Origin of the sequence: Mesorhizobium sp. M8A.F.Ca.ET.165.01.1.1 (assembly GCF_004792065.1) — a bacterium.
GTDB lineage: Bacteria > Pseudomonadota > Alphaproteobacteria > Rhizobiales > Rhizobiaceae > Mesorhizobium.
Genome location: NZ_SRTH01000005.1, coordinates 74925 through 101913, shown reverse-complemented (window position 1 = coordinate 101913; position 26989 = coordinate 74925). Strand labels below are relative to the sequence as shown.

Genomic DNA, 26989 nt, shown 5'->3' with positions numbered 1-26989 from the left:
ATCGCCTCAGTTTCCGGACCAGCAAATCCGGCCGCAGCCGCACCATTCCGATGACCGGGCGGAAGGAAGTCATCAAGCTGCCTCCGACCGAAAGGCGCCAGCCCAACGAACCGCCACCAGGCTTAGCCAGGCATGGTTCCGAGCCACCTGGAACGATGCCAAGGCGGAAGTCGACCTCGGCGCCGATGATCAGGTCGTGCCCACATCCTGCGCCACCACCTGTGCTTCACATCGTGTCCAGGCGGCATCGGCATCAGGCGCGTGCGGATGTGCCTCGGCCGTCCGTCGTCTGAATGACGGCCCCCCGAGCGCTCGGCGGCTGCGCCTCTGGGGACTTCCACGTCCCGTCCAGAACCTCCGCGTGGCCGACAGAGCCGCCGCCCACATACTTCCAGTCAGCCATTGTCGACAGGGGCAGCCTTGCCATCGCGTCCTCCCCTGACGAACACCTGGCACGGTCAAGCCATCGGTGCCGCGCCGTGCCGCTCGCGCGCGGTCTTGCGGATGATTTCCGCGATTTCAGGGCTGCTGCTGCACAGCATCTGGAAATCCGCCGCGTGCAGCGACAGGAGTGAGACCGCCGTTGCGGCGCTGACGGTCGCCATGCGCGGTTCGCCGCTCATCAGCGCCATCTCGCCGAAGAAGGCGCCAGGGCCAAGCTCCACCGGGTGTGGCGTCGCGACGCTGACACGCCCCTCCACAACGAAGAACATCCGATCCCCGGTCTCGCCCCTGCGGCAGATCACGGCACCCGCCGGCAAATTACGAGGTCTCAACGCGCGCACGATCTCGACCAGCGCGGCCGGGCCGAGCTTCTGAAACAACGGCACGCCGGCGACCAATTGCCAATTGCGGACGAAATCCTCGCGACGGATTTCTTGATAGAAGCCGGAGGCAAGAATGCCGGCCCAGAGCGCGAAGACGCCGATGCCACACATCATGACCGCCCCGGCAAGGACGCGGCCGGCGAAACTTTGCGGAATGGCGTCGCCATAACCGGTGGTGGACAGCGTGACCACCGCCCACCACATTGCCTGGGGGATGCTGCCGAACTTTTCCGGTTGGATGTCGCGCTCGATGACATAGGCGGCGAGCGCGACACCGAACAGAACGACGCCGAAGAGCGTGGTGACGCCGATCAGGTTGCGCGCTTCGTTGGCCAGCACCCTGCCCAGTACTGGGAAGAATGTCGAGTCGCGCAGCGGCTTCAGCAGCCAGACAGCACAGTAGAGGCTGCGGTCGGGCGTGCCGTCGAGCAGAAATGCAGCGAGCGGAACCAAAACCGCGAGCATATCGATGGCGATTGCCGGCGTCCTGTCCAGAAGGTCTCCCGCCCAGCGCTTGAGCAGCGTCTCGGCCATCTGCAGAAGATAGGCGCCCCAAATGACCGCAAGCACGGCAGTCAGGGCCAGCCTGCTTCGTCCCGACATGTTCGGCATCGTGAGCGCAGCCACCGCCAGCAGCCCAGGCGCGGCCAGCACCGCGTTGAGCGGCGCGTAAATTCTCAGGAAAGGCAGTACCGACATTCTATGCCCACGAGCGGATGCTATTCCTCCAGAATAGGATGCCTTCAAGGCAAGCGCAAAGGTGCTTACTTTCGTCTTTCGCGTACTCAAAGATACGGTCCATGAGATCCGATTCGCTTGCGGTCGTCCCGCCAGTCCAGAATGAGGCGCCCTACCTTGACTTTATGGTCCAATGACTCAGTACCCGCGCCTTGAATACAGCATGAATGCCGTTCGCAAGGCAGGCGAGCGGCTGGCAAAACCCATGCTTTTCGGACCAGACATCACTGCCGGCCAGTACGTGGACGCACTCGAAATCTTCTCGATCGCCAACAGCTGGCGCGCCTCGCACTTTCTGCCGATGCGGAGCGTCCAGTTCTCTGTCGGTCACCACATGAGAGCCCTGCGACTGAAGGGCGACATGGCATCGCGTCCGAAACGCATGGCATCGATTCGTCGGAAGCTTCGGGAGTCCACCACCAATTTGGACACCATGAACGACATCGGCGGTTGCCGAGCGATCATGCCCGACATCAAAAGTGTCCGCTCCCTTCTCGCATCGATGCGAGACAACTTCCCCCATGAGATACACCCTCGGGAATTCAACTATATCGATGAGCCGAAGCCGGACGGCTATCGAAGTCACCACATTGTTTTCCAGTACCGACCCAGAGCTGCCGACACCGAGGCTTTCGAGGGTCGACGCATCGAACTGCAAGTTCGGACCACACTTCAGCACTCATGGGCAACCGCGGTTGAGGCTGTCGGGCTATTCCGACGCCAGGATTTGAAGCACGGAAAGGGCGAACAAGATTGGCTACGCCTTTTCCAGCTTATGTCGGCGGAATTCGCGCACATTGAGCAGTGCTCCGTTCATATCGGCGCTCCGGATCACAATGACCGAGTGCGAGAATTGCGCGATATCGACAGACGTATAGGTGCGACAAACACCTTAGAAGACATAAAGAATATTACTATTTACTCGACGAACGTCGCACAGCGGGCTGGAAAATCCAGATACTACCTGATCCAATATGGAAACGATCATAGTGTGACCGCAGAACCATTCCGAACTCTGATGTCAGGAGCGCGGAAATTGGAAGATATAGAGAAGAAAATCGAGATAAAGGGCAGTGATGCAAAGTCTGCATTGGTTGAGGTGGATACGGTCGAAAAACTTGTTGAAATGTATCCTAACTACTTTGGGAACGTCTCCTTGTTTGTAAGCAATCTGAAATCCATCTGCACGGGAAAGGCGGCGTCGAATACAGTCTAGGTCAATCGTGCCCGCGTCGTGCGCGGGGTGGCCAGGAGCAGGCTCGTTTCGCTGCCCGTTATGCCGGGAATCAACCGGATACGCCGCAGCACCGCATCGAAATCCGTCAGGGATGCCGTCCCGAGCTCTACCACCAGATCCCAGCGACCATTGGTGGTATGGATGGTCGAGACTTCCGGGAAGCCGCCCAGTGCCCGGACCACGCGGTCGGCGGCATGGCCCTCGATCTCGATGAGCATGATGCCGCGGATGCGCTGATCGACCGCGTCGGCGCGCAACACCACCGTGTAGCCAATAATGTCGCCCGACCGTTCCAGCCGCTCCATGCGTGCCCGAACCGTGGCGCGCGAGACGCCGAGATCGACGGCGAGATCCGATACGCTACGCCGGGCGTCATGCCGCAGCAAGGTCACGAGCCGTTCGTCCAGTGCATCCATGGGGTACCATTTTGCTCAGTTTCGCTGCCATTATGATAAACTACGCTTTTCGGATTGCCAATTTTACCTGTTCGTATCGCCGGCTCGGCATGGTTCCCTCGCGGCCATCAGAACTTGGAGCGCGGGAGAAACAATGCGTTGCAGAATCGTCGGGGCGCCCGTGCAGGACGGTGCCGGCCGAATGGGATGCGAAATGGGGCCGAGCGCGCTGAGGACCGCCGGGCTTGCTGAGATGCTGTCCGGCCTCGGCCATGCAGTGGAGGATATGGGCGCCGTCCAGCCAATTCCGGTAAGGCGCGTCGTGCATGGCAACCTGGCGCTGAAGGCCCTGCCCGAAATATCGGCCTGGACATCCGCCATTGCCGCCGCGGCCTACGCAGCAAGCGAGGACGCCATGCCGATCTTTCTCGGTGGCGACCATTCGATCTCCGCCGGGACCGTGTCGGGCCTCGCCCGCCGTGCCTCGGAGGCCGGTCGCCCCCTATTCGTCCTGTGGCTCGACGCGCATCCCGATTTTCATACGCTCGACACCACCGCCAGCGGCAATCTGCACGGTGTTCCTCTCGCCTACGCCAGCGGCCAGGCGGGTTTCAGCGGCTATTTTCCCGATCTGCCGGCGGCGGTCGATCCCAAGCGTATCTGCACCATGGGCCTGCGCAGCGTCGACCCGGCCGAGCGCAGCGCGCTCAACCAGGCGGGCGTGATCGTGCACGACATGCGCGCCATCGACGAGCATGGCATCGCGCCGCTGCTGCGCGCCTTCCTGGCGCGCGTGTCTGATGAGGACGGGCTGCTGCATGTCAGTCTCGACGTCGACTTCCTCGACCCCTCTATCGCGCCGGCGGTCGGCACCACGGTTCCCGGCGGCGCGACGTTTCGCGAGGCGCATCTGGTGATGGAGATGCTTTCCGACAGCGGGCTCGTCTCCAGCCTGGACCTGGTCGAGTTGAACCCCTTTCTGGACGATCGTGGCCGAACCGCGACACTGATGGTCGACCTGACGGCGAGCCTGATGGGCCGCCGCATCATGGACCGCCCGACTCGCAGCCATTCAGGGAGCTTTTGACCATGACCGCGGCAAAACTGAACATCGTCCCCTTCGTCAGCGTCGATCGCATGATGAAGCTGGTGATCGCAATCGGCGTCGAGCGCTTCCTGACCGAGCTCGCCAGCTACATCGAGGAAGACTTTCGTCGCTGGGATCTTTTCGACAAGACGCCTCGCATCGCCTCGCACAGCCATGACGGGGTCATCGAGCTGATGCCGACAAGCGATGGGCGCCTCTATGGCTTCAAATACGTCAACGGCCATCCCAAGAACATGCGCCAGGGCCTGCAGACGGTCACCGCCTTCGGCGTGCTCGCCGATGTCGGCAGCGGCTACCCGATGCTGCTCACCGAAATGACCATCCTGACCGCGCTGCGCACCGCCGCGACATCGGCCGTTGCGGCCAAGTATCTGGCGCCGAGCGGTGCTCGCACCATGGCCATTATCGGCAATGGCGCACAGTCGGAGTTCCAGGCGATCGCGTTCAAGGCGCTGACCGGTATCGATCGGCTCCGGCTCTACGACATCGACAGATCCGCGTCGCTGAAATGCGCGAAGAACCTGGCTGGCATGGGATTCGACATCACGATCTGCGAAACAGGGCAGGAAGCGGTTGAAGGCGCCGGGATCATCACGACCGTTACCGCCGACAAGCAGAACGCCACCATTCTCACCGACAACATGGTCGGCGCCGGCGTCCACATCAACGCCGTCGGTGGCGACTGCCCGGGCAAGACCGAACTGCACAGGGACATCTTGCTGCGTTCCGACATTTTCGTCGAGTTTCCGCCGCAGACACGCATCGAGGGCGAAATCCAGCAGCTGGATCCCGACCACCCGGTGACCGAGCTCTGGCAAGTGATCGCCGCCAAGACCCAAGGCCGCCGCGAAGCCAAGAAGATCACGCTGTTCGATTCAGTCGGCTTCGCCATCGAGGATTTTTCGGCCCTGCGCTATGTGCGCGACCAACTGCGAGCGACCGGCCTCTATGAGGAGCTCGACCTGCTCGCCGATCCCGACGAGCCACGCGACCTCTTCGGAATGCTGCTGAGGGCGGCCGTGCAAACGGCAGCGTGAGGACCTCGACCAAAACGAGCCCGTGGTTTTCTGGATGCCTGCTTTCGGGCGGACGTAAAGCCGACGTCGACGACCGAATGAGGCGCAAAGCTGCCGCGTCCTGGCAAATCTAGCATTCCCAATGCGGGGAACAACATAACGCTTTTGGTCACCCATCTCGCGTGGCCGAGAGGTTGGCCACAAGCCGGGCCACCGAGGTAACTTCGGCAAACACGCCAGTCCCGCCGGCGTGGAAATGCCCATACGGTCTCCTTCGACCAATATGAATCATAAGCCGTCCATCAAGGAATCCTGAATCCATTGAAACGCGACTGGTTTTAGCCCGGTGGCGCGGCAGCCACAGGCTGGACATTTCAGCCCACATGGAAAATGATCATGTTGCCGTGCACAATACTGCAGTGCTCTGATCTCGACGAAAGCCTGAGCGTAGAAGCGGATCAACCGACCCCCCGGGTCTAGCGAGCGAGGACGCAGATGGACACCCCAGGGAACGGGCAATTGCATCGCGACGCGGGCGGGCGACCCCGTCGATCGGCCGGCTGGCTTGCCCGCGCCGCCCTGTCGGCGGCATTACTGCTCGGCATGGCTTTCAGCGGTACTGCGTTTGCGCAGGAGCAGCAGCTACCCCTGGTGACGGCGGCCAAGCCGGTGGTCCGTGAAATCGTCGAAGACGACGAGTTCGTCGGGCGCTTCGAAGCCGTCGACCAGGTCGCCATCCGTTCGCGCGTCAGCGGCTATCTGGACAAGGTCAGCTTCCAGGACGGCGCACTGGTCAACAAGGGCGACCTGCTCTTCACCATCGACCAGCGTCCGTACCAGGCGGCCTATGATGCCGCCAAATCGCAAGTGGACGTCGCCAAGTCACTGCTCGAATTCTCCAAGATGCAGCTCGATCGCGCCGACGAACTTGCCAAGACCGGCAATATCTCAACCGCGACGGTCGACGACCGCCGGCGGGAATACCTTTCGGCGCAGGCGCAGATGCAGGGCGCGACGGCGGCGCTGACGACGGCCAGCCTGAACATGGAATTCACCGAGATCAAGGCGCCCTTGTCCGGCCGCATCGACCGCCGGCTGGTGTCGGTCGGCAACCTCGTGCAGCCGGATTCCACCTTGCTGACCACCATCGTTACGCGCGATCCGATCGACTTCTATTTCGACGTCGATGAGCGCCTGTATTTCAGCTACGCCCGCGACGCGAAGGCGCGTGGCGGCACCATGCAGGAAGGCGCCGGCGGGCTCGATGTGGAGGTTCGTGTCGCCGACCGCGCGGAGGCGGTATTCAAAGGCAAGCTCGATTTTGCCGAGAACCGGATCGACAATGCGACCGGCACTATGCGGGTGCGTGCGACGTTTCCCAACGCCGACGGCATTCTCCAGCCAGGCATGTTCGGGCGCATCAATGTGCCGGGGTCGCTGCCGCATGGCGGCGTGCTGGTGCCCGACGAGGCGATCGGCGCCGATCAGGATCGCCGCATCGTGCTCCTGGTGGATGAGGCCGGGATGGTGTCTGCGAAGCCTGTGCGCACCGGCCCGCTTCTCGACGGCTACCGGGTGATCCGCTCGGGCCTGACCGGCGGCGAGACGATCATCGTCAACGGGCTGATGCACGCCAGGCCCGGCACCAAGGTGAAGGTCGAGATGGTGACGTTGCCGCCCAAGGCCGAGACCGCCGGGTTGCAGCAATGAGGTTCGCACATTTCTTCGTCGACCGCCCAATCTTCGCGTCGGTCGTTTCGATCGTCCTGCTGATCCTCGGCGGAATTGCCTATACCCAGCTGCCGGTCGCGCAGTATCCCGAGATCGCGCCGCCGACCATCGTCGTACGCGCGCAGTATCCGGGCGCCGACGCCGAGACGGTCGCTGCGACCGTGGCAACGCCGATCGAGCAGGAGATCAACGGCGTCGAGGGTATGCTCTACATGTCGTCCTATTCGTCGGGCGACGGGGCGATGGCGCTGACCATCACCTTCAAGCTGGGCACCGATCTCGACAAGGCGCAGGTGCTGGTGCAGAATCGCGTGTCGGTCGCCGAGCCGCGTCTGCCCGAAGAAGTCCGCCGCCTCGGCATCACCACCACCAAGAGTTCGCCCGACCTGATGATGGTCGTGCACATGCTGTCGCCCGACAATACCTACGACCAGCTCTACGTCTCGAACTACGCCCGCTCGCGGGTGCGCGACATACTGCTCAGACTGGATGGCGTCGGCGACCTCATCATCTTCGGCGAACGCGAATATTCGCTGCGCATCTGGCTCGATCCGGAAAAACTGTCCGCCCTGGGGATGACCTCGGGCGATGTAGTGCAGGCGCTGCGCGACCAGAACGTCCAGGTGTCGGGCGGCTCGATCGGCGCGCCGCCGACCAACACCGGCACGGCGTTCCAGTACACGGTCACCACGCAAGGCCGCTTCAACGATGCACGCGACTTCCGATACGTGATTGTCAAATCGACCGACGACGGCCGCCTCATCTCGCTGCAGGACGTGGCGCGCATCGAGCTCGGCGCCAAGGATTACGTCACCAACTCCTATCTCAACGGCAAACCGGCGGTGGCGCTCGCCATCTTCCAGCGGCCGGGCACCAATGCGCTCGCCGCGGCCGCGGAGATCCAGGACAAGATGAAGGAGCTTTCCCGCGACTTCCCGAAGGGGTTGAGCTACGACATCGTCTACAATCCGACCGAGTTCGTCGCCGAGTCGATCCAGGAGGTCTACAAGACGATCCTCGAGGCGATGCTGCTGGTCATCATCGTCATCATCGTCTTCCTGCAATCGTGGCGCATGGCGATCGTGCCGATCGTGGCGATCCCCGTGTCGCTGATCGGCACGCTGGCGGTGCTTTACGCCGCCGGCTTCTCGCTCAACATGCTGACGCTGTTCGGCCTCGTTCTGGCGATCGGCATCGTCGTCGACGATGCGATCGTCGTGGTCGAGAACGTCGAGCGCAACATCGCCGGTGGGCTGGCGCCCAATCCGGCGTCGCACCTGACCATGAACGAAGTCGGAACGGCCATCATCGCGATCTCGCTGGTGCTGATAGCCGTGTTCGTACCGACAGCCTTCATCCCCGGCATTTCCGGGCAGTTCTACCTGCAGTTTGCGATCACCATCGCGGTGTCGACGGCGATCTCGGCATTCAATTCGCTGACGCTTTCGCCGGCGCTGGCCGCACTGCTGTTCAAGCCGCACCACACCGCTGCGGCGCCGCCGCGCTTTTTCCTGGCGCGGTTCGGACGGGCGCTCGCCGACGGCTTCAACCGCGGCTTCGACAGGGTCGCCCATTGGTATTCGAGCATCATCCGCGTGCTGGTCGGATCGTGGATAGCGATCGCCGCCATGCTGGCTGTTTTCGCAGCCCTCATCTACGCCACGGTCTACATGGTGCAGACGGTGCCGCGCGGTTTCATTCCGTCGCTCGACCAGGGCTATGCGATCGTCGTCGTCCAATTGCCGGACGGCTCCTCGCTGTCGAGGACCGATGCGGTCATCCAGCAGGCGTCGCAGATCATCCAGAAAACGCCGGGCGTCGACTACGCCGTCGCCTTCGCCGGCTTCTCCGGCGCGACCTTCACCAACGCCAGCAACGCGGGCGTGATCTTCGCCAGGTTCAAGCCATTTGACGAGCGACTGAAAGCCGGCCAGTCGGCGACCCAGGTCATCGGCAATCTGTTCGGCAGCCTGCAAAGCATCAAGGAAGCCTTCATCATCGCACTGCCGCCGCCGCCGATCCGCGGTGTCGGCAATGCCGGCGGCTTCAAGCTGCAGATCCAGGAGCGCAACAGCGCCGACATGCGGCAGATCCTGGCGCTTGCCTACGAAATCGCCGGCAAGGCCAACAAGACGCCGGGGCTGACGGGCGTGTTCACCACCTTCTCGGCGTCGAGCCCGCAATTCTTCCTGGCGATCGATCGCGACAAGGCGCGCATCCTGAACGTGCCGATCCCCAACATCTTCGAGACGCTGTCGATCAATCTGGGGACCGCCTACGTCAACGACTTCAATGCTTTCGGGCGCGTCTACCAGGTGCGGGCGCAGGCCGACCAGGCGTTCCGCCTCGATCGCGCCGACATCTTGAAACTGAAGGTGCGCTCGGCGACTGGCGCGCTGGTTCCGCTCGGCACGTTGATCGAGATCCGCGACGTCACCGGCCCGGCGCTGGTCCAGCGCTACAACATGTACGTCTCGGTGCCGCTGCAGGGCAACGCCGCGCCCGGCGTTTCCACGGGCGACGCGCTGGCATCGATGGAAAAGATCACCGCCGCGACGCTGCCGGCCGGTACCTCCTATGAATGGACCGAGCTCGCCTACCAGGAGCGCAACACCGGCAATGCCGCTGTCTATATCTTCGGACTGTCGGTGCTGTTCGTGTTCCTGGCGCTGGCGGCGCAATATGAAAGCTGGGTGCTGCCATTCGCCATTGTGCTGGTGGTGCCGCTCGGCGTGCTGGCGGCGTTGCTCGGCGTATCGTTCCGAGGGCTGGACAACAACATCCTCGTGCAGATCGGCCTCATCGTGCTGATCGGGCTTGCCGCCAAGAACGCGATCCTGATCGTCGAATTCGCGCGGCAGGCGCAGGAACGCGGCCTGTCGGCCGCCGAGGCTGCCGTCGAAGCCTGCCGGCTCAGGTTGCGGCCGATCCTGATGACCGCCTTCGCGTTCATCCTCGGCGTCGTGCCGCTGATGATCGCGACGGGCCCGGGCGCGGAAATGCGCCAGTCGCTCGGCACCGCCGTGTTCTCCGGCATGCTCGGCGTCACCTTCGTCGGCCTGTTCCTGACGCCGGTGTTCTACGTCACGCTCAGGTCGCTGTTTTCACGGCGCAAGCCCCGCGCCGAGGCAGAGCCTTCGGGCCCGGCAGAGGTGCCATCGGAGACGGCCGCCGAGTAGGGTTAGGAATTCGCCGCGTCGGGCGCGGCTTATCCCTCCAGGAAATCGGCGCGATGCGCTGCACACGACCCCACCAAACGGTCAAAAATCAGCCACTTACGCGGTCGTTTGGTGGGCCCGCCGGGTCATCGTTTTCTACAGGAAGTCAATACGTTAGCGGCTGGTTCGCCAATCCATTTCCTTCGTATTCTCTCGTATGGTCTGGCGAACCTCTCAAACCGCCCGCTGTTGGCAGGACAGCTGGCAGCTATTCCGGGGACCAGGAATGAGCCGCTCATTGTGCCGCAGCCCCACATTCCTTGACATCGGGTATTTATCCGAAATTATGTAGGAAAGAAGGATCGCAAGCATGACCGGAATCGCGCTGTCGGGCGTATCAAAGCACTTTGGCGCTGTCGAAGTGATCCGCGACGTGAGCCTGGACATTGAGCCAGGAGAGCTGGTCGTGTTTCTCGGTCCGTCCGGTTCCGGCAAGACGACGCTGCTCCGGATGATCGCCGGCCTCGAAAGCATTGACCAGGGGACGCTGACGATCGACGGGGTGCGCTCGGAGAACCTTGCGCCTGGCAGGCGCAACGTTGCCATGGTCTTCCAGAACTATGCGCTTTACCCACATATGACCGTCGCGGAGAACATGGCCTTTGGGCTGAGGAACATTCGGGTCGCGCCGGATGTCATACGCCAGCGGATCGCCGAGGCTGCGCGTATCCTGGAGATCGAAGCGCTGCTTCACCGGCGGCCGTCGCAGCTCTCCGGCGGGCAGCGCCAGCGCGTGGCCATCGGGCGTGCGATCGTCAAGGAGCCCAAGGCATTCCTGTTCGACGAGCCACTCTCCAATCTGGACGCAGCACTTCGGGCCCGTACACGCGTCGAGCTTGCCGAACTGCATCAGCGTTTGAAATCGACGATGATCTACGTCACCCACGACCAGGTGGAAGCGATGACGCTCGCCGACCGCATTGTGATCCTCAACGATTGCCGGATAGAGCAGATGGGAAGACCCGTCGATGTCTATGCACGTCCGGCGTCGCGCTTCGTCGCGACCTTCGTCGGGTCGCCGGCGATGAACATCCTGCCTGTCACGGTTTCGGGCTCGGGCGACAGGCTCAATGCGCGCTTGACCAATGGATCGCTCGTCGAACTTCCCGGCGCGCCAAACGACATGGATTGGCGCGAACTCGGAGTGCGGCCGGAATCGCTGACTGTCGTCGCCGAGGGCAATGAAGCATTCGCCACGGCGACCGTTGTCGAGCGCCTTGGCGAGCGAACGCTCGTCTATGCGCGGCTCGCGGATGGGACGCAGGTGACGGCACAGGATCGCGGGCTTTCGAGCGTCAAACCGGGCGACGCCGTTCGGCTGAAGTTCGACACCACGGCCCTGCATCTCTTCGCCGCGGACGGATCGGCCTGGCACGCACGCGCCGACGGAGCCTGAACCCGCCGAGCGGGTCGTGCCCTCCGGCATTGCGGTGCACCTGCCGGGGCTCTAGCCCTTGATACCTGCCGAGAGCGTTATAGCCTCGGTCACCCGGCGCTGGAAGAAGAGGTAGGCCAGTGCCACCGGCAGGCCGGCCAGTACGGCTGCCGACAGCTGGCGCGCGTAGTAGACACCGAAGGCGTCGTTGACCTGCGTAATGCCGACCGTGATGGTCATCATCTCGGTGCGGGTCACCGAGAGGAACGGCCACAAGAACGCGTTCCACGTCCAGATGAAGCAGACGATCGACAGCGCGGTGGTTACCCCCCAGTTCATAGGCATGTAGATCTTGAAGAGGATCCCGAATTCGGACGCATTGTCCATGACCGCGGCCTCGCGGAAGTCCTTCGGGACCTGATCGAAAAACTGCTTGTACACGATGATGATGACGGGGTGGATAAGCTGCGGCAACATGATTCCGGCCCAGCTGTTGAGCAGGCCGAGGTTGGCGACCAGCACGAAGTGATTGATGATCAGCGCCGAAGTCGGCACCATAAAGGAGGCAAGGATCAGCCACCAAAGCGCGATCCGCCCCGGGAACCGCAACTGCGAGATTGCGTAGCCGCACAGCATCGAGATGAAGATGGTGATGACCGTTACGCCGACCGCGACCGCCACTGAATTGACGTACCAGGCGCCTATCTGCGTGGTGGTCAGGGCGCTGACGTAGTTCTCCAGCGTCGGCGTCTCGGGCCAGAGTTCGATGTAGGGCCGCACGACCTCGTCGTCCGGTTTGAGCGATGAGATCACACCCCAGTAGAGCGGGAACGCCCATAGGATGGCCCAGACGAGCGTCAGTGCGGTGATGATCCCGCCCCAGAAGTTCCAGCGTTGAGCAGCCACCGCGTTCATCGGCGCCGCCTTTCGGCGAACCGGAGCAGTTGGAATTGCAGGACCGAGACGACCACCACAAGCACGAAGAGGGTCACGGCGACGGCTGCCGCCCTGCCTCCCTGGTTCTGCTGGAAGGCCTTCTGGAAGACGTAGTAGACGAGCACCATATTGTCGTTCGGCCGGCCGCCGATCGAGAACAGATAGACTTGGTCGAAGATCTTAAGCTGCAGGATGAGCTGGATGGTGAACACCAGCGAGGTGATCGGCCACAGCAGCGGCCAGGTGATGCGCCGGAACGTGGTCCATCGCGTCGAGTTGTCGAGCGCCGCGGCTTCGTAGATCTCCGCTGGTATGGACCGCAGTCCGGCGAGGAAGAGGAGGATCGAGAAGCCTGCGGTCCACCAGATCGTCACCCCGGCCACAGCCGGCAAGAACCAGACGCGCGACTTGAAGACCGGCACGCGCGGGATTCCGAGCCAGTCCAGCACATGCATCGCGATCCCGAACTGGAAATTCAGCGTCCAGTCCCAGATCAGATAGACGACGGACACCGGCAGGATGTAGGGCAGGAAGAACAGCGCCAGCACGATCGACTGGAAGCGGCCCTTGAGCCGCGACACGCCTAGCGCGATCAACAGGGCGATGAGTGTCCCTGGGACGACCGTCATCAGCACGAAATAAGCGGTGTTCCAGAGCGCGCGCCGGAACATCGGGTCGTTGTCGAGCCGCAGGTAGTTGTCGAGACCAACCCATCGACCAGCGCCGATCAGCGGCGCATCGGTGAAGGAGATGCGGAACATCTGGACCGTCGGATAGACGAACGCCAGCAGATAGATCGCCAGGAAGGGAGCGACCAGCACCAGCGCGACAAGACGTTCAGTGCGGGAGTTGCGAAGCATGGCTCTTCCTCGAACACGGCTGGGGCCGCCCTGGGCGGGGCGGCCCCAGCCTTGAGCCTTACATGCTGTTCAACTCTTCCTTGATGGATTTCACCGCCTCGCCGGGGTCCATCTCTCCATTGAGGGTCGGCACAAAATAATTTGACATGATGTCGAAGATCGGCCCGGCGACACCAGCCTTGGGCGACTTCGGATCGAAGATCATGTTGGCCGTCAGCGTCGAGTAGGTCGCATTGGGCTCCATTGCCTTGTATTCACCGGTTTCGGTGACTGGCTTGTAGGCCGGGATGTGCCCTGCCGTGGCCCAGAACAGCGAGTGCTTGTCCATCCAGGAGATCACCTCGAGAACGGCAGCACGCTTTTCCGGGCTGATTTCCTTGCCCTTGTTCTTCGGGATTGCGAATGAATGGCTGTCCGCATAGGTGCATGGCTTGTCGAAGATCACCGGGATCTCGACGGCGCCCCAGTCGAACAGCTTGCCTTGCTTGGCGAGGTCGGTCATCGTGGGAACTTCCCAGACGCCGTTGATCATCATCGCGGCCTTGCCCGAGGTGAACAGGGCGACGGTCGCGGGATAGTCCGTATAGGTCGACTGCAGCCCGGCCTTCGTCCACCCTTGCAGGACCGCTAACGCTTTCGCCAGCTTTTGAGGATTGTCGCCGGCGAGGAACTCGTTGCCCGTCAGAAGCTCGCCGCCTTGCTGGCACACCAGCGAATAAATGGTGCGGTACATGAAGTTGCCGTCGGCGGTGACGCTGCCCAGCGGGAACTCGACGCCGGCATCCTTCAACTTCTGCAGTGTCGCGGTGAATTCCTCCTTGTTTCTCATACCCACGGGACGGCCGTCGTCGCCGAGCACGCCTGCCTTCTTCAGGAGGACGCGATTGTAGTACAGGACGATCGGATGGGTATCGAGCGGCACCGCGTATTGCTTGCCGTCGACCGTCACGGCGCGCATCGTCGTCTGGGCGAAGTCCGAGGCCGAGAGGCCCATCTTGCTCATATCGTCGGCGGTGATTTCTTCGAGAATGTCCTGGCTCACCGCCAAGGGGATGCGGCTGGCATGATAGGTCATGACGTCAGGCGCCTCACCGACCGCGGCCGAGGTCTGCACCTTCGCGTAGAAGGGCGTGCCCCACTCCAGCGTCGTGGCGTCGATCTTGATCTTGCCGGCGTGGGCGGCGTTGAAGTCGGAGATCATCTGCTTCATGCGCACGCCGTCACCGCCGCCGAGGAAATCCCACCATGCGACGGTTTCTTCGGCCTGGGCCGCGACGGCCCAAAATCCTCCGGCCGCAACCACCGCTAGGGCCATCATCTTGCGAAAGTTCATCTCAGCTTCCTCCCGAGTACGGCGGTTAGATCCGCCTTGAACGTTTCAATGCTACACCAAACCACTTCGCCTGCAACGGATTTTACGGTATATATCTGATACTCGGATATTAACTCAAAGTGTCACGCGCACCATCGAATAGGAGTGCGGCGGCAAGTTCAGCGTCATTCCCTTGCCGCTGAGCGCTGCCCCATTGCCTTTGGCCGGTGATACGTTGTCCGGCGCGTCCTTCGTGTTGCAGGCCTCGAGATCGTCATGACGGATGATCGTATGCTCGATGGACTTGGCGGCGAACCGCTCTAGGGCGACGTCGGCCTCTATCGTCTCGGACCCATGCCGGTTGATTGCGAAGAAGGTCAGCGTGCCGGCGTTCGAATTATGCACGCCCGCAATGTCGAGCCATGGCACCTTGTCGGCAGCGGCCGCGTCATAGGTAGGCACCTCGACCGCGAGCTGCAGCGCGGTGCCGCGGCCGTGCTTGGAGGCCAGCATAAAAGGCCAGTAGATCGTCTGCCGCCAGGCGCTGCCGCCGGGATCGGTCATGATCGGCGCGATAACGTTCACCAGCTGCGCAATGCAGGCGATGCGAACAATATCCGACCGTCGAATGAAGGTGTTGATGATGCAGCCGACCTGCAGCACGTCCTCGAAATTGTAGATGTCTTCCAGAAGCCTGGGCGCTTCCGGCCAGTCCCAGTCGCGCATACGCTCGGCGTCCCGCTTGCGCTGATGGTACCAGACGTTCCACTCGTCGAAGGAGATCTTCACCTCCCGCTTCGAGCGGGTCTTGGCCTTCACGTAGTCGATGATGCCGGAGACCGTGCCAATGTAGCGGTCGAGTTTCGCCGGAAGAGCGAGATATTCGGCCGTATTCTTCTCGTAGTTTTCGAAATACATGTGGAGAGAGATGTAGTCGACCTGCTCGTAGGTCGCTTCCAACACGGTTGCTTCCCACTGTGGATAGGTCGGCATATTGGAATGCGACGAGCCGCAGACGACCAGTTCCACCGTTGGGTCGAGGCCGCGCAACGCCTTGGCCGTCTCGTTGGCCAGATGGCCGTATTCTTCCGCCGACTTGTGGCCGACCTGCCAGGGACCGTCCATTTCATTGCCGAGACACCAGAGGCGGCAGTTCCAGGGCTGCGCGCGTCCGTTCTTGGCCCTGAGGTCGGACCAGTAGCTGCCGCTCGGGTGGTTGACGTATTCAACGAACGCCCGCGCCTCGTCGAGGCCGCGGGAACCGAGATTGACCGCAAGCATCATCTCGGTGCCGGCCTTTTCGGCCCAGTCGGCGAATTCGTGGATTCCAACCAGGTTCGGCTCCGTGGTGCGCCAGGCAAGATCCAGCCGCCGCGGGCGGTTCTCCTTTGGGCCTATGCCGTCTTCCCAATTGTAGGCGGACACGAAGTTGCCGCCCGGGTAACGGCAGATCGGCGTGTCGAGCGCACGCACCAACTCGATCACGTCCTTGCGCATCCCCTCTGCGTCCGCTTGCGGATGTCCGGGCTCGTAGATGCCCGTGTAGACCGCCCGACCAAGATGCTCGAGGAACGAGCCGTAAAGACGTTTGTCGATATCCGCGACGGCATAGGCCGCGTTCGCCGTGACTCTGGCCTTCATGATCCCTCCCACTGCGGATTATCAATCCGACTTTCCGGTCTATATCCGGGTCGCGGGTCAGTTAAGGGCGGAGTTCGTTCGCCCGTCAAGGGCCTAATACGCTCTCAAGCCTTCAGCAGGCGCAGAACGATGTCGTTGCTGTAATTGCCGAAGCCGCTACCGAAGATGTTTATGCCGCCGGGGTGACGCGCATCTTCCTTCACGCCGATTCGTATCCGGATCGAGCGGTGCCGCTCAAGCTCCAGATCAGCCAGCGAGCATTTGGAAACCTTGTTGTTGTTGCGATAGGTGCCGTTGTTCGTGACGCGCCAGTGTGTGAGGTCGCCATATTGCGATCCGGCCAGCTTCCACCAGCCGGGCGTATGCTTGCCGCGCTTGTCGCCATAGTCGGCTGGCGCCGTCCAGGTATCTATCTCGTGTCCGTTGATCGCTACCGTGATGTCCGATGGCCAATCCTTCGATGTGCCCGGGACCTCCGACGAAAGCTCCATCGCCAGTTCCAATCCGCCGACTTTGGCATTGGCAAGCGTCGCATTGTTGGGAAACTGGTATTCGACGAAGCCGCGCGTGAACCACAGCAGCCCTGCCCGCATACGGTCAGGATCGAGGAAGGTGTCGGGCACATCGAGAAGTCCGATGACGCCGTCTTTTGAACACAGGCCGCAGGGAGCGGAGACTTCGCATCTCGTATAGAGTCCAAGCGGCATCGCCACTTCTATGACGCCGAGATCCTGCGCCGGCGGGCGGTCCTTAAAGACGACAACCAACTCGGAGAAGGTCGAATAGCAAACCTTCTGGCTTCCCTTGCGCGCCTTCTGTGATTTCGTCTCGATCAAACCGACATCGACAAGAACCTGGATGTTTGCGGAAATCGTTGATTGCGGAAGACCCAGTTCTTCGGCCACTTGATTGACGTTTTTCGGCCCCTTGCGGTGCAGCAGATCGAGAATCCGGACCCGGACCTCGCTCGCGAGGCTCTTCAACAAGTCAAGCCGCTCAAGCGGATCGACAACCATGATTTCATTCGACATATGGCCCCGCAGTCGTCACACGGGGTTATGTATCAGCAGATCAGATACAAATAAAGACGGTGGCGTTATGAATTGAACCTCCTGGCTGGCATATCTTTCGTAACGACTTCGTCATTCAGTAGTTGACTAGCACGGCCACAACGGCGGCGCGTTGCCTGCGTTGACCGGTCCGGGGGAATGCCTGGCCGTCAGCATGCCCATGCACTTGGCAAAAGCGTCGCGGAACTTCTCATGCGCCGTTTGAAAGGTGAAATGCGCGCCCCAGAACGGCTCGTCTTGCCGACAGAGATCATTGAGCGCGGATCCGTCGGTCTGATCAGGATGAGCGCTAGGTCCTCATGCTCAGCCGATCAGGACTTTCCCAGTCCCATGTTTGAGCGGGGTTGGATGAAGCGCGCACAGCGCGCACTCGATATGTCAATCCCTTGACGCCCTTAGCCCTCAGCAGCCCACCGTAAGGCAACAAAATCAAAGTGATGCGCGGAGGCTCGCCGCCTCCCACTTGGCTAACACGAGGAAGAAAATGGCCATAAAGCATTGATAAATAACGACGATGGTGGGCCCGGAGGGGCGTCGTTTTCCACGGAAAATCAATATGTTAGAGGATGGTTCGCCAACCCATTCCCTTCGTATTCTCTCGTATGGTCTGGCGAACCCAAGGTCGGGCAGCAGGACCAGTTTTAATGCAAGCGGTAAGTCTGTCTTGTCTCACAAAGTGTCGATGGACGCATGTTGACCAGGGATTTTGCGGACGTCATAGACGACTGAGGGGTCACAAGCCCACACTCGACCTTCTCATGGCGCTTGGTTAGATGCATCAGCGATTGAGCACAATGCAGATAGATAGATATCTGTTTCATTGCCGAGGTTTTCTGTGAGCGAGCAATATCGATTCCCCTGGCGGGAGCGCATGACGATCCTCGGCGATGTGGAGGCGGCATCCTTCCTGCCGTGGATCGAGCGTCATGCCGCCAAGCTCGGGCTCGCGCAGGCCATATGCGTTGCCGGTCCCGATCGCATCGAACTCGACATTGTCGGCCCGGCCGAACTCATCGACATGATGGAGATGGGATGCTCGCTTGGACCAATCGATGTCTGGGTCGAGGCCATCCATCGGGCGCCGATCGAGAGCGAATCGGGCTAGTTTCCGGCCTGCGGCTTCTGCCTGCCAAGGTGCATGCACCTTTTTTGGGCATTATTGCCCGTGAGGAAATGTTGTGCAAACGTGACCCGCCTATTAGCATATGCTTGACCGCGAAGCTGCGCTCAGGAAGATGCTGGTGTTGTTTGAAAGTTGATGTATGCCGCCTTATCCGACCGGCTCATGGATACCTGTTGCCCTCTCCGCGGACTTGCCGGCGGGAACCGTAATGCCCGCGCAGTCCCCGGCTGGGCCGGTTGCGCTTTGGCGAAGCCGTTCGGGCCGAGCATCGGCGTTTGCGGACAGATGCCCCCATCGCGGCATGCGCCTTTCCCACGGCTTTGTACGCGGTGAGACCCTGTCCTGCATCTATCACGGCTGGGGCTATGCTCAGGAGGGAAATTGCCTGCGCATTCCCGCTCATCCGGCGCTGACTCCGCCGGACACGATTCGCGTTGCAACGCAGCATGTCGAGGATGGCGACGGTGTCATCTGGATTTCCGCCGGCGAAACCGCTGCCCCTCCGCCGCGGCTCGACGGCGTTGCCCCGCTGCGTTCCATGATGGTGGAAGCGAACGTCGCGGCGCTGGAGGCGGCCGCGGGCGCGAAGGCCGCGGGAGGCCTGCTCGACCATAGCAACGATGGCCTGACGCTTCGGCTGCTGCTTGCGCCCGATGGTGAAGCCCGGACGCTTATGCATGTTCTGGTGGGCGAGGACGCCAATCCGACCGAACGGATCGCCGCGTCGAGGGCCGCCGAAACGCTGCGGCGGGCGGCCGAGAGAATTCGGAGCGGTGGGGCCGTCCAATGACCCGCAACGCGATGATCGACGAATGGTATCCGGTCGGCCTTGCGAGCCAGCTCGACGCGCATGGGCGCGGCACGGCCCTGATGGGCGAGCCCATCGAGGTGAGATGCGGCGAAGACGGAACCGCCAAGGTCACAGGCGGCAACGGACGTGTCCTCCCAACCTGCATCCGCTATGGCCATGTCTGGTCATCGCTCGGCGATCCGAAAAAGCCGCTGTTTGCGATCCCCGAGGCCGATCAGCCTGGCCGCCGGCTCGTCGATGTCGGCGTGGTTCGCGTGCGCTGTTCGCCATTGCGCGCGGTGGAGAACTTCCTGGACATTGCGCATTTTCCATTCGTCCACACCGACATATTGGGCTCCGAACCGCACACGGAGGTCCAGAACTACAAGGTCGAAATCCGCGAGGACGAAGACGAGGTTTGGGCTACCCAGGTGAAGTTCTACCAGCCGCAGGCCGCGAAGTCGGCGGAGGGCGGCATAACGACGGAGTACATGTATCGCGTGCCCGCGCCGACATGCTCGATCCTCTACAAGACCTGCCCGCCGCATCCCGGCGAATGGGACGTCATTACGCTGTTCGTGCAGCCGCTTGCCGAAGACCTGTGTGACGTGTGGCCCTGGATGGCGCTGTTCGACGACGAGACGCCGATGACGGACCTGATCCATTTCCAGCAGACGATCTTCGTCCAGGACCGGTCGATCCTCGAAAACCAGATCCCGAGGTTGCTGCCGCTCGACCCCGGCATGGAGATTCCCACGCGAGCCGACCTGACTTCGGTTGCCTACCGGCGCTGGCTGAAGCGCCATGGCTACACCTACGGCGCGCAACTGGTGGCGCAATGAAGCTCTACGACTACGTGCTGTCGCCGAGCTGTTACAAGGTGCGCCTGATGGCGGCGCTGGCAGGGGTGAAGCTCAGCATCCGGCCCGTCGACTTCCATCCCGGTGCCGAGCATCGCGGTCCGGAACTCATGGCGCTCAACCCGGCGGGTTCGATCCCGATCCTTGAGGACGGCGACCTCGTCCTGACCGAATCCTCGGCCATGCTTGTCTACCTCGCTACAAAGGCGGCACCGCAATGGCTGGGCAACGATACGGCCGTGCAAGCGGCGCGTGTCCAACAATGGCTTTCGTTCTCGCATCGACTGACAGCAAGCCTGGGGGCGGCGCGCCTGCACGAGATGCTGCTGCGCCCGGGCAACATCGATGCCCTTAAGGGACAGGGGACGGCAGCCCTGCGGGAATTGGAAGCTGGTCTCGTAGAACAGAGTATCCGCGGCCAGCGCTTCCTCGCATCGGACCGGCCGACGGTCGCGGACATCGCCTGTTTCCCCTATGTGGCGCTGGCGCCGGACGGCGAGGTCTCGCTCGATCCTTATCCCACGATCCGTCTATGGTCGCGGGCCATCCGCGGTCTCGACGGCTTCATCGAGATGCCTGGCATCCACCGGCTGCATGAGCTCAAACCCGAGCCCGTCCCAGAAGTAGGCGAGGCCTGAAATGGCGGGTTATCTGTTGAAGAACTGTGCCGCGGTCATCGTGGACGATGGCGACGGTCCGCGCGTCCGCCGCAACGTCGATGTGTTGACCGACGGCCCGGCTGTACGGGCCATCGGCGAAGCCCTGGATAAGGGTGTGTTGCCTGTGGGGACCGTCACGCAGGACGCCGCCGGTTGGTTCGTCTATCCCGGCCTCGTCAACACCCATCACCACTTCTTTCAGTGCTTCGTGCGCAACCGCGCCGATCTGGACTGGACGAAGCTGTCGGTCATCGAATGGCTCGACCGCATCTATCCCATCTTCTCACGGCTGACCGAGGAGTGCTTCTATCACTCATCGGTCACGGCCATGGCGGAATTGATAAAGCACGGCTGCACGACGGCATTCGATCATCAATACTGCTTTCCGCGGCATGCCGGCAAAAGGCTGATCGACCGACAGTTCGAGGCGGCCGAACTGCTCGGCATGCGCTTCCATGCCGGACGTGGCGGCAACACGCTGCCGAAATCGGAAGGCTCGACCATCCCCGACGCCATGCTGGAAACGACGGACGAGTTCATCGCCGACTGCGCCGGGCTGATCGACACCTACCATGATGACGGTAAGTTCAGCATGCGTCAGGTCGTGGTCGCGCCCTGCCAGCCGGTCAACTGCTATCGCGAGACATTCGTGGAATCGGTAGCGCTGGCGCGCGACCGCAAGGTGCGCATGCACACCCATGTCGGCGAAGGCGAAAGTCTGGTCATGCAAGCCCGCCACGGCCTGCGCACGGTGGATTATTGCGCCGAGATCGGTTTCTCCGGGACGGATGCCTTCTATGCCCATTGCTGGGAACTGACCCACGACGAACTGCGCAAGATGGCCGCTATCGGCACCGGCGTGGCGCACTGCCCGGAGCCGGTCTATCTCGTCGGCGCCGAAATCACCGACATACCGGCGATGTCGGCCCTCGGGCTGAGTGTAGGACTGGGTTGCGACGGCGCCGCCTCGAATGACAATTCCAACCTGATGCACTGCATCCATTCAGCCTACATGCTGCAATGCCTTGCGGCGTCGACACGCGACCACCCGGTTCCGCCGCCGGTCGATTTCCTCGGCTATGCGACGACAGGTGGCGCGGCGCTGCTCGGGCGCGGCGATATCGGCAGGCTGTCGCCCGGCATGGCCGCCGACCTGTTCGCCATCGACACGCGGCGCATGGACTATGTCGGCACGCGGCATGATCCGCTGAGCCTGCTGGCCAAGGTGGGCATCGGCACGCCGACCGACATGACGATGATCAACGGCTGCATCGTCTGGGCCAACGGAGAATTCCCCGGGCTCGACGAGGCAAGGCTGTTCGCGCATGCCGAGGCGGCGCTCGCCACCGTGGAATTCTAGCAACCAAAACCAAAACCAAAAGCAAGGGGAACCGACATGCTGACAAATCTTACCCGCAGAACCTTGATGAAGGGCGCCGCCGCTACCGGGCTCGTCGCCGCGGTGGGCAGCCGCGTGCTCGCCGCCGACGGACCGCTGGGCATCGTGCTGGTGGTCCCCTCGCCGGTCGGCGACGTCGGCTGGGGCCGTGCGCTGGCCGACGGGCTCGAGCCGGTCAAGGCCGCCTATGGCGACAAGGTGAAGGTCACCATCCTCGAAAACATTCAGGAAGGCCCCGACGCCGACCGCATCATGAACAAGGCGGTCGCGGACGGGAACAAGGTCCTCATCGCCGGCTCCTTCGGCTATCAGAACGGCGCCCTGCAGATCGCGCGCCGCAATCCCGATGTCACCGTGCTGCACGCGTCCGGTTTCGAGGTGGCGCCGAACTTCTCACCCTTCGCGGCACAATATTCCCAGGGCACCTATCTGATGGGCATGGCGGCGGCCTCGCTTTCGAAGACGGGCAAGCTCGGCTCGGTGTCGGCCTTCGCCATCCCCGAGCTGATAACCTCCATCAACGCGTTCACGCTGGGTGCGCAGGCTGTGAAGCCCGATGTCGAGGTTTCCGTCGTATGGGTGAATTCCTGGTTCGACCCGGCCAAGGAGCAGGAAGCCGCCAAGGCGCTGCTGGCGCAGAAATGCGACGTCATCTTCTCCAACGCGCAGGACACGCCTTCCGTCGTCGCGGCTTGCGAAGAGGCAGGCATCCCCGCCTTCAACCTCAACTCGTCAATGAAGAAATACGCGCCCAAGACCTATCTCGGCTGCGTGGCGACCGATTGGTCGCCCTTCTTCAAAGCCTCGGTCGACGCCCACTTTGCTGGTACCTTCAAGGGCGCCAGCGCCTTCCTGGGGGTCGGCGACAAGGTCGTCGAGGTCGTCGACTGGAACCCGGGCATCCCGGCAGACATCATGACCAAGATCAAGGAAGTCGAAGCCAAGATCGCCGACGGCAGCTTCTCGCCCTTTGCCGGTCCGATCGCCAAGGCCGACGGCAGCGAAGGCGTCCCCGCCGGCAAGACTATGGCCGTGGCCGAGATCGTCGCCATGGACTGGCACGTCAAGGGTGTCACCACGCCGCTGCCCAAGTAACCATGACCGCCCCGCTCCTGTCGCTGCGCGGCATCTCCAAGAGCTACGGCCAGATCCATGCCAATCGGGACATCGATCTGGACGTGGCTCCGCGCTCTATCCACGCGATCCTCGGAGAGAACGGTGCGGGCAAATCGACGCTGATGAAGCTCATATACGGCGTCGAGCAGCCGGACGCCGGAACAGCGACCTGGAAAGGAGACCCCCTGGCGCTCGCGTCCCCGGCGGATGCGAGGCGCAAGGGGATCGGCATGGTCTTCCAGCATTTCTCGTTGTTCGAGACGCTGACGGTGGTGGAGAACGTCCGGCTGGTCGTGCCCGGGAGGAAATCGGACCTTGCGCAAGGCATCTGCAAGCTCGGCCGCGACTTCGGCCTGGAAGTCGATCCGCTCGCCCATGTCCACGCGCTCTCGGTTGGAGAGCGGCAGCGGGTGGAAATCATCCGCTGCCTGATGACCGAACCGCAGCTCCTGATCCTCGACGAACCGACCTCCGTCCTGCCACCGCAATCGGTGGAGAAGCTTTTCGAGACATTGCGGCGGCTGCGCGACGGCGGCGTGTCCATCCTTTTCATCTCGCACAAGCTGGAGGAAATCCGTGCGGTCTGCGACCGCGCGACCATCCTGCGCGGCGGTCGCATCACCGGCAATGTGGATCCCCGCGACCACGACGCGCACGACCTCGCCCGCATGATGATCGGCCGCGACATGCCGCAGCCCATGCCGGCAGTCGCACATTCCGGCGGGGAAAAGCGCCTTGAAATCGTCGGCCTCGACCATCGACCCGACGATCCCTTCGCCGCGGCGCTTTCCGATGTCAGCCTGACGGTCCGGGCGGGCGAGATCCTCGGCATCGCCGGCATCTCGGGTAACGGGCAGAGCGAACTCGCCGCGCTGATCTCGGGCGAGACGATGCTGCCGCGCGAACAGTCACAGCGTATCTTCATCATGGGAAAGGATGTCGGCGCGCTCGATGCGGCTGCCCGCCGGCGGCTGGGCTTCGCCTTCGTTCCGGAGGAACGGCTGGGCCGTGGCGCGGTGCCCGAAATGTCGCTCGTCCTCAACAGCCTGCTGACCGCACATCCCTCCGGCCTCTTGAAACGCGGCCTCGTCGACGCGGCCCGTGCGAAGGCCTTCACAGAAGACTGCGTGCGGCAGTACGACGTGCGTACACCGGGTCCCGAGGCCGAGGCGGGGGCGCTTTCGGGAGGCAATCTGCAGAAATTCATCGTGGGCCGCGAGATTATGCTGTCCCCTAAATTGCTGTTTGTGGCGCAGCCCACCTGGGGCGTGGACGTCGGCGCGGCATCCGCCATCCGCCAGCGCCTTGTCGCCCTGCGCAACGAAGGCATGGCCATTCTGGTCATCTCGGAGGAACTGGAGGAACTGTTCGAGCTTTGCGATGCGATCCAGGTGATCCATCAGGGTCGGCTGAGCGCGCCGCTAGTGACGCGCGACACCAGGCCCGAGGAGATCGGCCGTTACATGATCGGCGCGCATTCGACGGCCGAAAAGATCCCCGCATGAGCGCTTCGTTCCGACCCTCCCTTCCCGTGCTGATTCGACGTGAACACGCCTCGCCAGCAATCAAGCTGGCCGCACCGGCCGCGGCACTCGGCGCGGCGACGCTGCTCAATCTCGGGCTCTACCTCCTGATGGGCCGCGATCCGGTCGCCGTTTTCCAAGCGATGCTTCTTGAGCCCTTCCTGTCCTGGGCCTCGTTTTCGGAAGTCCTGCTCAAGATGGGGCCGCTGTTGCTGATTGCGCAGGGGCTTGCCATCGGCTTTCGCGCAAAGATCTTCAACATCGGCGCCGAGGGCCAGTTCATCCTCGGCGCGATCTTCGCGTCGGCCATTCCCATTTGGCTCCCGCAGGCAACAGGTCAGTGGATCTGGCCCGCCATGCTCGTCCTCGGCGCGCTGGGCGGCGCGCTTTGGGCCTCGCTCACGGCGTTCTGGCGCGTGCGGCTCAACGCAAACGAGATTCTCGTGTCGCTCATGCTGGCGCTCGTTGCGGCGCAACTTCTCAACTATCTGCTTCTTGGCCCCTGGAAGGACCCGGCCGGCTTCAACTTCCCGCAGTCGGTGATGTTCCAGTACGACGCGATGGTACCGATCCTGATCCCCGGCACCCGCGTCAACGTCTCGCTGCTTATCGCCTTCGCGTTCTCCCTCGCGGCCTGGGTCTTCATGCAAAGGAGTTTCGCCGGCTACAAGCTGCAGGTCGGCGGCCTTGCGCCGCGCGCGGCCGGATACGCCGGCTTCAACGAAGGACGCGCGATCTGGCTTTCGCTCCTCATCGGTGGCTTAGCGGCTGGCCTCGCCGGGGCTGCCGAGGTGGCCGGGCCGCTCGGCCAGTTGCAGCGCTCCATCTCGACCGGCTACGGCTACGCCGCCATCATCGTGGCCTATCTCGGTGGCCTTCACCCGATAGGCATCGTTTTTTCCGCGCTGCTCATGGCGGCCCTCTATATCGGCGGCGACAACGCCATGGTCTCGGCAAATCTGCCGATCGCCGCTGTCCGGGTCTTCCAGGGCAGCCTGCTGCTCGCCTATCTCGTCGCCATGGCCTTCGTCCGCTACCGGCTCGAATGGCGCCATGCCGCTCACGGAAGCACTCCATGAATGCCGTCGAGTTCATCGTCGCCGGAATGCTGGCGGCGGCCACGCCGTTCCTTTTGGCCGCGCTGGGCGAAATGGTGGCCGAGCGGGCCGGCGTCCTCAATCTCGGCGTGGAGGGAATGATGGCCATGGGAGCGGTCGTCGCCTTCATCATCGTCTATCACGGCGGCGGTCACCTCCTGGGTTTCCTCGCCGCGGGCCTCGCCAGCGCGGCTCTTTCCCTTGTCTTTGCCATCATCGCGCTGGGGTTCCGCGCCAACCAGGTCGCGGTGGGACTCGCTATAGGCATACTCGGCCAGGGCCTCTCGGCATTGTTCGGCAAGAGCTATGAGAGCCTTACGGTCAAGGGCCTGCCGAAGCTTTCATTGCCCTGGCTTTCAGATATCCCGGTCATCGGCGGCCTCTTCGCTCAGGACGTCATCGTGTGGCTCTCGCTGGCCGTGACCGTCGCCATCTGGGCGATATTCGCCTACACCAAGACCGGCCTTGTCGTGCGCGCCGTCGGCGAGAATCCCAAGGCGGCCCATGCGCTGGGCTATCCGGTGATTGCCGTGCGCTTCGCCGCTGTCGCTTTCGGCGGCGCGTTTGCGGGTTTCGCCGGTGCCTACGCGGCCGTGGTCTACACTCCGCTCTGGGCCGATGGCATGATCGCCGGGCGCGGCTGGATCGCGATCGCGCTCGTGGTCTTCGGCACTTGGCTCACCAGCCGTATCTTCCTCGGCGCCTGCCTTTTCGGCGCCGTCTCCCTGGCAAGCCTCGCGGCCCAGGCGACCGGGCTCGACGTTTCCTCGCAACTTCTGTCGAGCCTGCCTTATCTCGTGACAATCGTCGTGCTGGGCGTCATTTCCTCGAACCGGCGCCTGCTCAAGCTCAACGGCGTGGCTTCGCTGGGAGAGCCTTTCGAACACTGAGCAATTCCAATGCCGCTTGTGAGCAGGCCTCAGGGGCCAACATACTCGAAAGTGGATGAGCCTCAGAA

General features: G+C 62.6%; 22 protein-coding genes. 15 read left to right on the top strand and 7 right to left on the bottom strand.

What is annotated here, in order from left to right; translation table 11 throughout:
• Positions 1–458 precede the first annotated feature (458 nt).
• Positions 459–1526: a cyclic nucleotide-gated potassium channel gene (locus tag EN808_RS16375; protein ID WP_127870105.1), complete on the bottom strand. Its 1068-nt coding sequence runs from the start codon at positions 1524–1526 to the stop codon at positions 459–461.
• A gap of 202 nt (positions 1527–1728) precedes the next feature.
• Between EN808_RS16375 and EN808_RS16370 the strand changes: the two genes are divergently transcribed.
• Positions 1729–2781, top strand: a complete 1053-nt coding sequence (locus EN808_RS16370; RefSeq protein WP_189524129.1) for a RelA/SpoT domain-containing protein — start codon at positions 1729–1731, stop codon at positions 2779–2781.
• Here EN808_RS16370 and EN808_RS16365 read toward each other — a convergent pair.
• Positions 2778–3218: an Lrp/AsnC family transcriptional regulator gene (locus tag EN808_RS16365; protein WP_095771477.1), complete on the bottom strand. Its 441-nt coding sequence runs from the start codon at positions 3216–3218 to the stop codon at positions 2778–2780. The genes EN808_RS16370 and EN808_RS16365 overlap by 4 nt on opposite strands.
• A gap of 133 nt (positions 3219–3351) precedes the next feature.
• Between EN808_RS16365 and rocF the strand changes: the two genes are divergently transcribed.
• The 5 genes from rocF (at position 3352) to EN808_RS16340 (ending at position 11666) form a co-directional block, all read left to right on the top strand.
• Positions 3352–4284 (top strand): arginase, encoded by a 933-nt coding sequence (gene rocF, locus EN808_RS16360; RefSeq protein WP_135867308.1) that lies wholly within the window; start codon positions 3352–3354, stop codon positions 4282–4284.
• A 2-nt stretch (positions 4285–4286) separates the two neighbouring features.
• Positions 4287–5342, top strand: coding sequence for an ornithine cyclodeaminase (locus tag EN808_RS16355; protein ID WP_135916376.1), 1056 nt, complete (start codon positions 4287–4289; stop codon positions 5340–5342).
• Between the two features lie 582 nt (positions 5343–5924).
• On the top strand, positions 5925–7031 hold the full coding sequence (locus tag EN808_RS16350; protein WP_245511731.1) for an efflux RND transporter periplasmic adaptor subunit: 1107 nt from the start codon (positions 5925–5927) through the stop codon (positions 7029–7031).
• Positions 7028–10231 (top strand): multidrug efflux RND transporter permease subunit, encoded by a 3204-nt coding sequence (locus EN808_RS16345; protein ID WP_135916375.1) that lies wholly within the window; start codon positions 7028–7030, stop codon positions 10229–10231. Before EN808_RS16350 ends, EN808_RS16345 begins: the two co-directional genes overlap by 4 nt.
• A gap of 349 nt (positions 10232–10580) precedes the next feature.
• Positions 10581–11666 (top strand): ABC transporter ATP-binding protein, encoded by a 1086-nt coding sequence (locus EN808_RS16340; protein ID WP_135916374.1) that lies wholly within the window; start codon positions 10581–10583, stop codon positions 11664–11666.
• A 51-nt stretch (positions 11667–11717) separates the two neighbouring features.
• Here the strand turns inward: EN808_RS16340 and EN808_RS16335 are convergent, their stop codons facing one another.
• The 5 genes from EN808_RS16335 to EN808_RS16315 all read right to left on the bottom strand — a co-directional run bounded on the left by EN808_RS16335 (position 11718) and on the right by EN808_RS16315 (position 17425).
• The gene (locus EN808_RS16335) at positions 11718–12560 is read right to left on the bottom strand and encodes a carbohydrate ABC transporter permease (protein WP_127276611.1); all 843 of its coding nucleotides are present in this window, start codon (positions 12558–12560) and stop codon (positions 11718–11720) included.
• Positions 12557–13441, bottom strand: a complete 885-nt coding sequence (locus tag EN808_RS16330) for a sugar ABC transporter permease (RefSeq protein WP_127276608.1) — start codon at positions 13439–13441, stop codon at positions 12557–12559. The genes EN808_RS16335 and EN808_RS16330 overlap by 4 nt, the downstream gene beginning before the upstream one ends.
• Positions 13442–13499: 58 nt before the next feature.
• On the bottom strand, positions 13500–14774 hold the full coding sequence (locus EN808_RS16325) for an extracellular solute-binding protein (protein WP_127276606.1): 1275 nt from the start codon (positions 14772–14774) through the stop codon (positions 13500–13502).
• Between the two features lie 114 nt (positions 14775–14888).
• Positions 14889–16394 carry an alpha-N-arabinofuranosidase gene (locus tag EN808_RS16320; RefSeq protein ID WP_127276603.1) on the bottom strand — a complete coding sequence of 502 codons (1506 nt, stop codon included), beginning with the start codon at positions 16392–16394 and terminating at the stop codon, positions 14889–14891.
• Positions 16395–16498: 104 nt separating this feature from the next.
• Positions 16499–17425 (bottom strand): transcriptional regulator, encoded by a 927-nt coding sequence (locus tag EN808_RS16315; RefSeq protein WP_127276601.1) that lies wholly within the window; start codon positions 17423–17425, stop codon positions 16499–16501.
• A 910-nt stretch (positions 17426–18335) separates the two neighbouring features.
• Between EN808_RS16315 and EN808_RS16305 the strand changes: the two genes are divergently transcribed.
• From EN808_RS16305 to EN808_RS16265, 9 genes are all read left to right on the top strand, one after another.
• Positions 18336–18569, top strand: coding sequence for an acylphosphatase (locus EN808_RS16305; protein ID WP_127276597.1), 234 nt, complete (start codon positions 18336–18338; stop codon positions 18567–18569).
• Between the two features lie 157 nt (positions 18570–18726).
• Positions 18727–19377 (top strand): Rieske (2Fe-2S) protein, encoded by a 651-nt coding sequence (locus tag EN808_RS16300; RefSeq protein ID WP_135916373.1) that lies wholly within the window; start codon positions 18727–18729, stop codon positions 19375–19377.
• The gene (locus EN808_RS16295) at positions 19374–20219 is read left to right on the top strand and encodes an aromatic ring-hydroxylating dioxygenase subunit alpha (RefSeq protein ID WP_135867301.1); all 846 of its coding nucleotides are present in this window, start codon (positions 19374–19376) and stop codon (positions 20217–20219) included. The genes EN808_RS16300 and EN808_RS16295 overlap by 4 nt, the downstream gene beginning before the upstream one ends.
• Positions 20216–20875 (top strand): glutathione S-transferase family protein, encoded by a 660-nt coding sequence (locus EN808_RS16290; protein ID WP_135867300.1) that lies wholly within the window; start codon positions 20216–20218, stop codon positions 20873–20875. The genes EN808_RS16295 and EN808_RS16290 overlap by 4 nt, the downstream gene beginning before the upstream one ends.
• A gap of 1 nt (position 20876) precedes the next feature.
• Complete coding sequence (locus tag EN808_RS16285) at positions 20877–22256, top strand: amidohydrolase (protein WP_135916372.1); 1380 nt, start codon at positions 20877–20879, stop codon at positions 22254–22256.
• A gap of 39 nt (positions 22257–22295) precedes the next feature.
• Positions 22296–23390 (top strand): BMP family ABC transporter substrate-binding protein, encoded by a 1095-nt coding sequence (locus EN808_RS16280; protein WP_189343778.1) that lies wholly within the window; start codon positions 22296–22298, stop codon positions 23388–23390.
• 2 nt (positions 23391–23392) lie between these two features.
• Positions 23393–24916, top strand: coding sequence for an ABC transporter ATP-binding protein (locus EN808_RS16275; RefSeq protein ID WP_135916371.1), 1524 nt, complete (start codon positions 23393–23395; stop codon positions 24914–24916).
• Positions 24913–26013: an ABC transporter permease gene (locus EN808_RS16270; protein ID WP_127870088.1), complete on the top strand. Its 1101-nt coding sequence runs from the start codon at positions 24913–24915 to the stop codon at positions 26011–26013. The genes EN808_RS16275 and EN808_RS16270 overlap by 4 nt, the downstream gene beginning before the upstream one ends.
• A complete protein-coding gene (locus EN808_RS16265) occupies positions 26010–26921 on the top strand; it encodes an ABC transporter permease (RefSeq protein ID WP_127870087.1) in 912 nt (303 codons plus the stop codon). The genes EN808_RS16270 and EN808_RS16265 overlap by 4 nt, the downstream gene beginning before the upstream one ends.
• The last annotated feature ends 68 nt before the right edge of the window (positions 26922–26989 follow it).

Excerpts from the sequence above, each read along its gene's own strand:
- EN808_RS16290 (WP_135867300.1), top strand. The coding sequence starts at position 20,216 with ATGAAGCTCTACGACTACGTGCTGTCGCCGAGCTGTTACAAGGTGCGC.
- EN808_RS16325 (WP_127276606.1), bottom strand. The coding sequence starts at position 14,774 with ATGAACTTTCGCAAGATGATGGCCCTAGCGGTGGTTGCGGCCGGAGGA.
- EN808_RS16350 (WP_245511731.1), top strand. The coding sequence starts at position 5,925 with ATGGCTTTCAGCGGTACTGCGTTTGCGCAGGAGCAGCAGCTACCCCTG.
- EN808_RS16315 (WP_127276601.1), bottom strand. The coding sequence starts at position 17,425 with ATGTCGAATGAAATCATGGTTGTCGATCCGCTTGAGCGGCTTGACTTG.
- EN808_RS16285 (WP_135916372.1), top strand. The coding sequence starts at position 20,877 with ATGGCGGGTTATCTGTTGAAGAACTGTGCCGCGGTCATCGTGGACGAT.
- EN808_RS16355 (WP_135916376.1), top strand. The coding sequence starts at position 4,287 with ATGACCGCGGCAAAACTGAACATCGTCCCCTTCGTCAGCGTCGATCGC.
- EN808_RS16265 (WP_127870087.1), top strand. The coding sequence starts at position 26,010 with ATGAATGCCGTCGAGTTCATCGTCGCCGGAATGCTGGCGGCGGCCACG.
- EN808_RS16275 (WP_135916371.1), top strand. The coding sequence starts at position 23,393 with ATGACCGCCCCGCTCCTGTCGCTGCGCGGCATCTCCAAGAGCTACGGC.
- EN808_RS16370 (WP_189524129.1), top strand. The coding sequence starts at position 1,729 with ATGAATGCCGTTCGCAAGGCAGGCGAGCGGCTGGCAAAACCCATGCTT.
- EN808_RS16375 (WP_127870105.1), bottom strand. The coding sequence starts at position 1,526 with ATGTCGGTACTGCCTTTCCTGAGAATTTACGCGCCGCTCAACGCGGTG.
- EN808_RS16340 (WP_135916374.1), top strand. The coding sequence starts at position 10,581 with ATGACCGGAATCGCGCTGTCGGGCGTATCAAAGCACTTTGGCGCTGTC.
- EN808_RS16330 (WP_127276608.1), bottom strand. The coding sequence starts at position 13,441 with ATGCTTCGCAACTCCCGCACTGAACGTCTTGTCGCGCTGGTGCTGGTC.
- EN808_RS16365 (WP_095771477.1), bottom strand. The coding sequence starts at position 3,218 with ATGGATGCACTGGACGAACGGCTCGTGACCTTGCTGCGGCATGACGCC.
- EN808_RS16305 (WP_127276597.1), top strand. The coding sequence starts at position 18,336 with ATGACGATCCTCGGCGATGTGGAGGCGGCATCCTTCCTGCCGTGGATC.
- EN808_RS16300 (WP_135916373.1), top strand. The coding sequence starts at position 18,727 with ATGCCGCCTTATCCGACCGGCTCATGGATACCTGTTGCCCTCTCCGCG.
- EN808_RS16345 (WP_135916375.1), top strand. The coding sequence starts at position 7,028 with ATGAGGTTCGCACATTTCTTCGTCGACCGCCCAATCTTCGCGTCGGTC.
- rocF (WP_135867308.1), top strand. The coding sequence starts at position 3,352 with ATGCGTTGCAGAATCGTCGGGGCGCCCGTGCAGGACGGTGCCGGCCGA.
- EN808_RS16320 (WP_127276603.1), bottom strand. The coding sequence starts at position 16,394 with ATGAAGGCCAGAGTCACGGCGAACGCGGCCTATGCCGTCGCGGATATC.
- EN808_RS16295 (WP_135867301.1), top strand. The coding sequence starts at position 19,374 with ATGACCCGCAACGCGATGATCGACGAATGGTATCCGGTCGGCCTTGCG.
- EN808_RS16270 (WP_127870088.1), top strand. The coding sequence starts at position 24,913 with ATGAGCGCTTCGTTCCGACCCTCCCTTCCCGTGCTGATTCGACGTGAA.
- EN808_RS16335 (WP_127276611.1), bottom strand. The coding sequence starts at position 12,560 with ATGAACGCGGTGGCTGCTCAACGCTGGAACTTCTGGGGCGGGATCATC.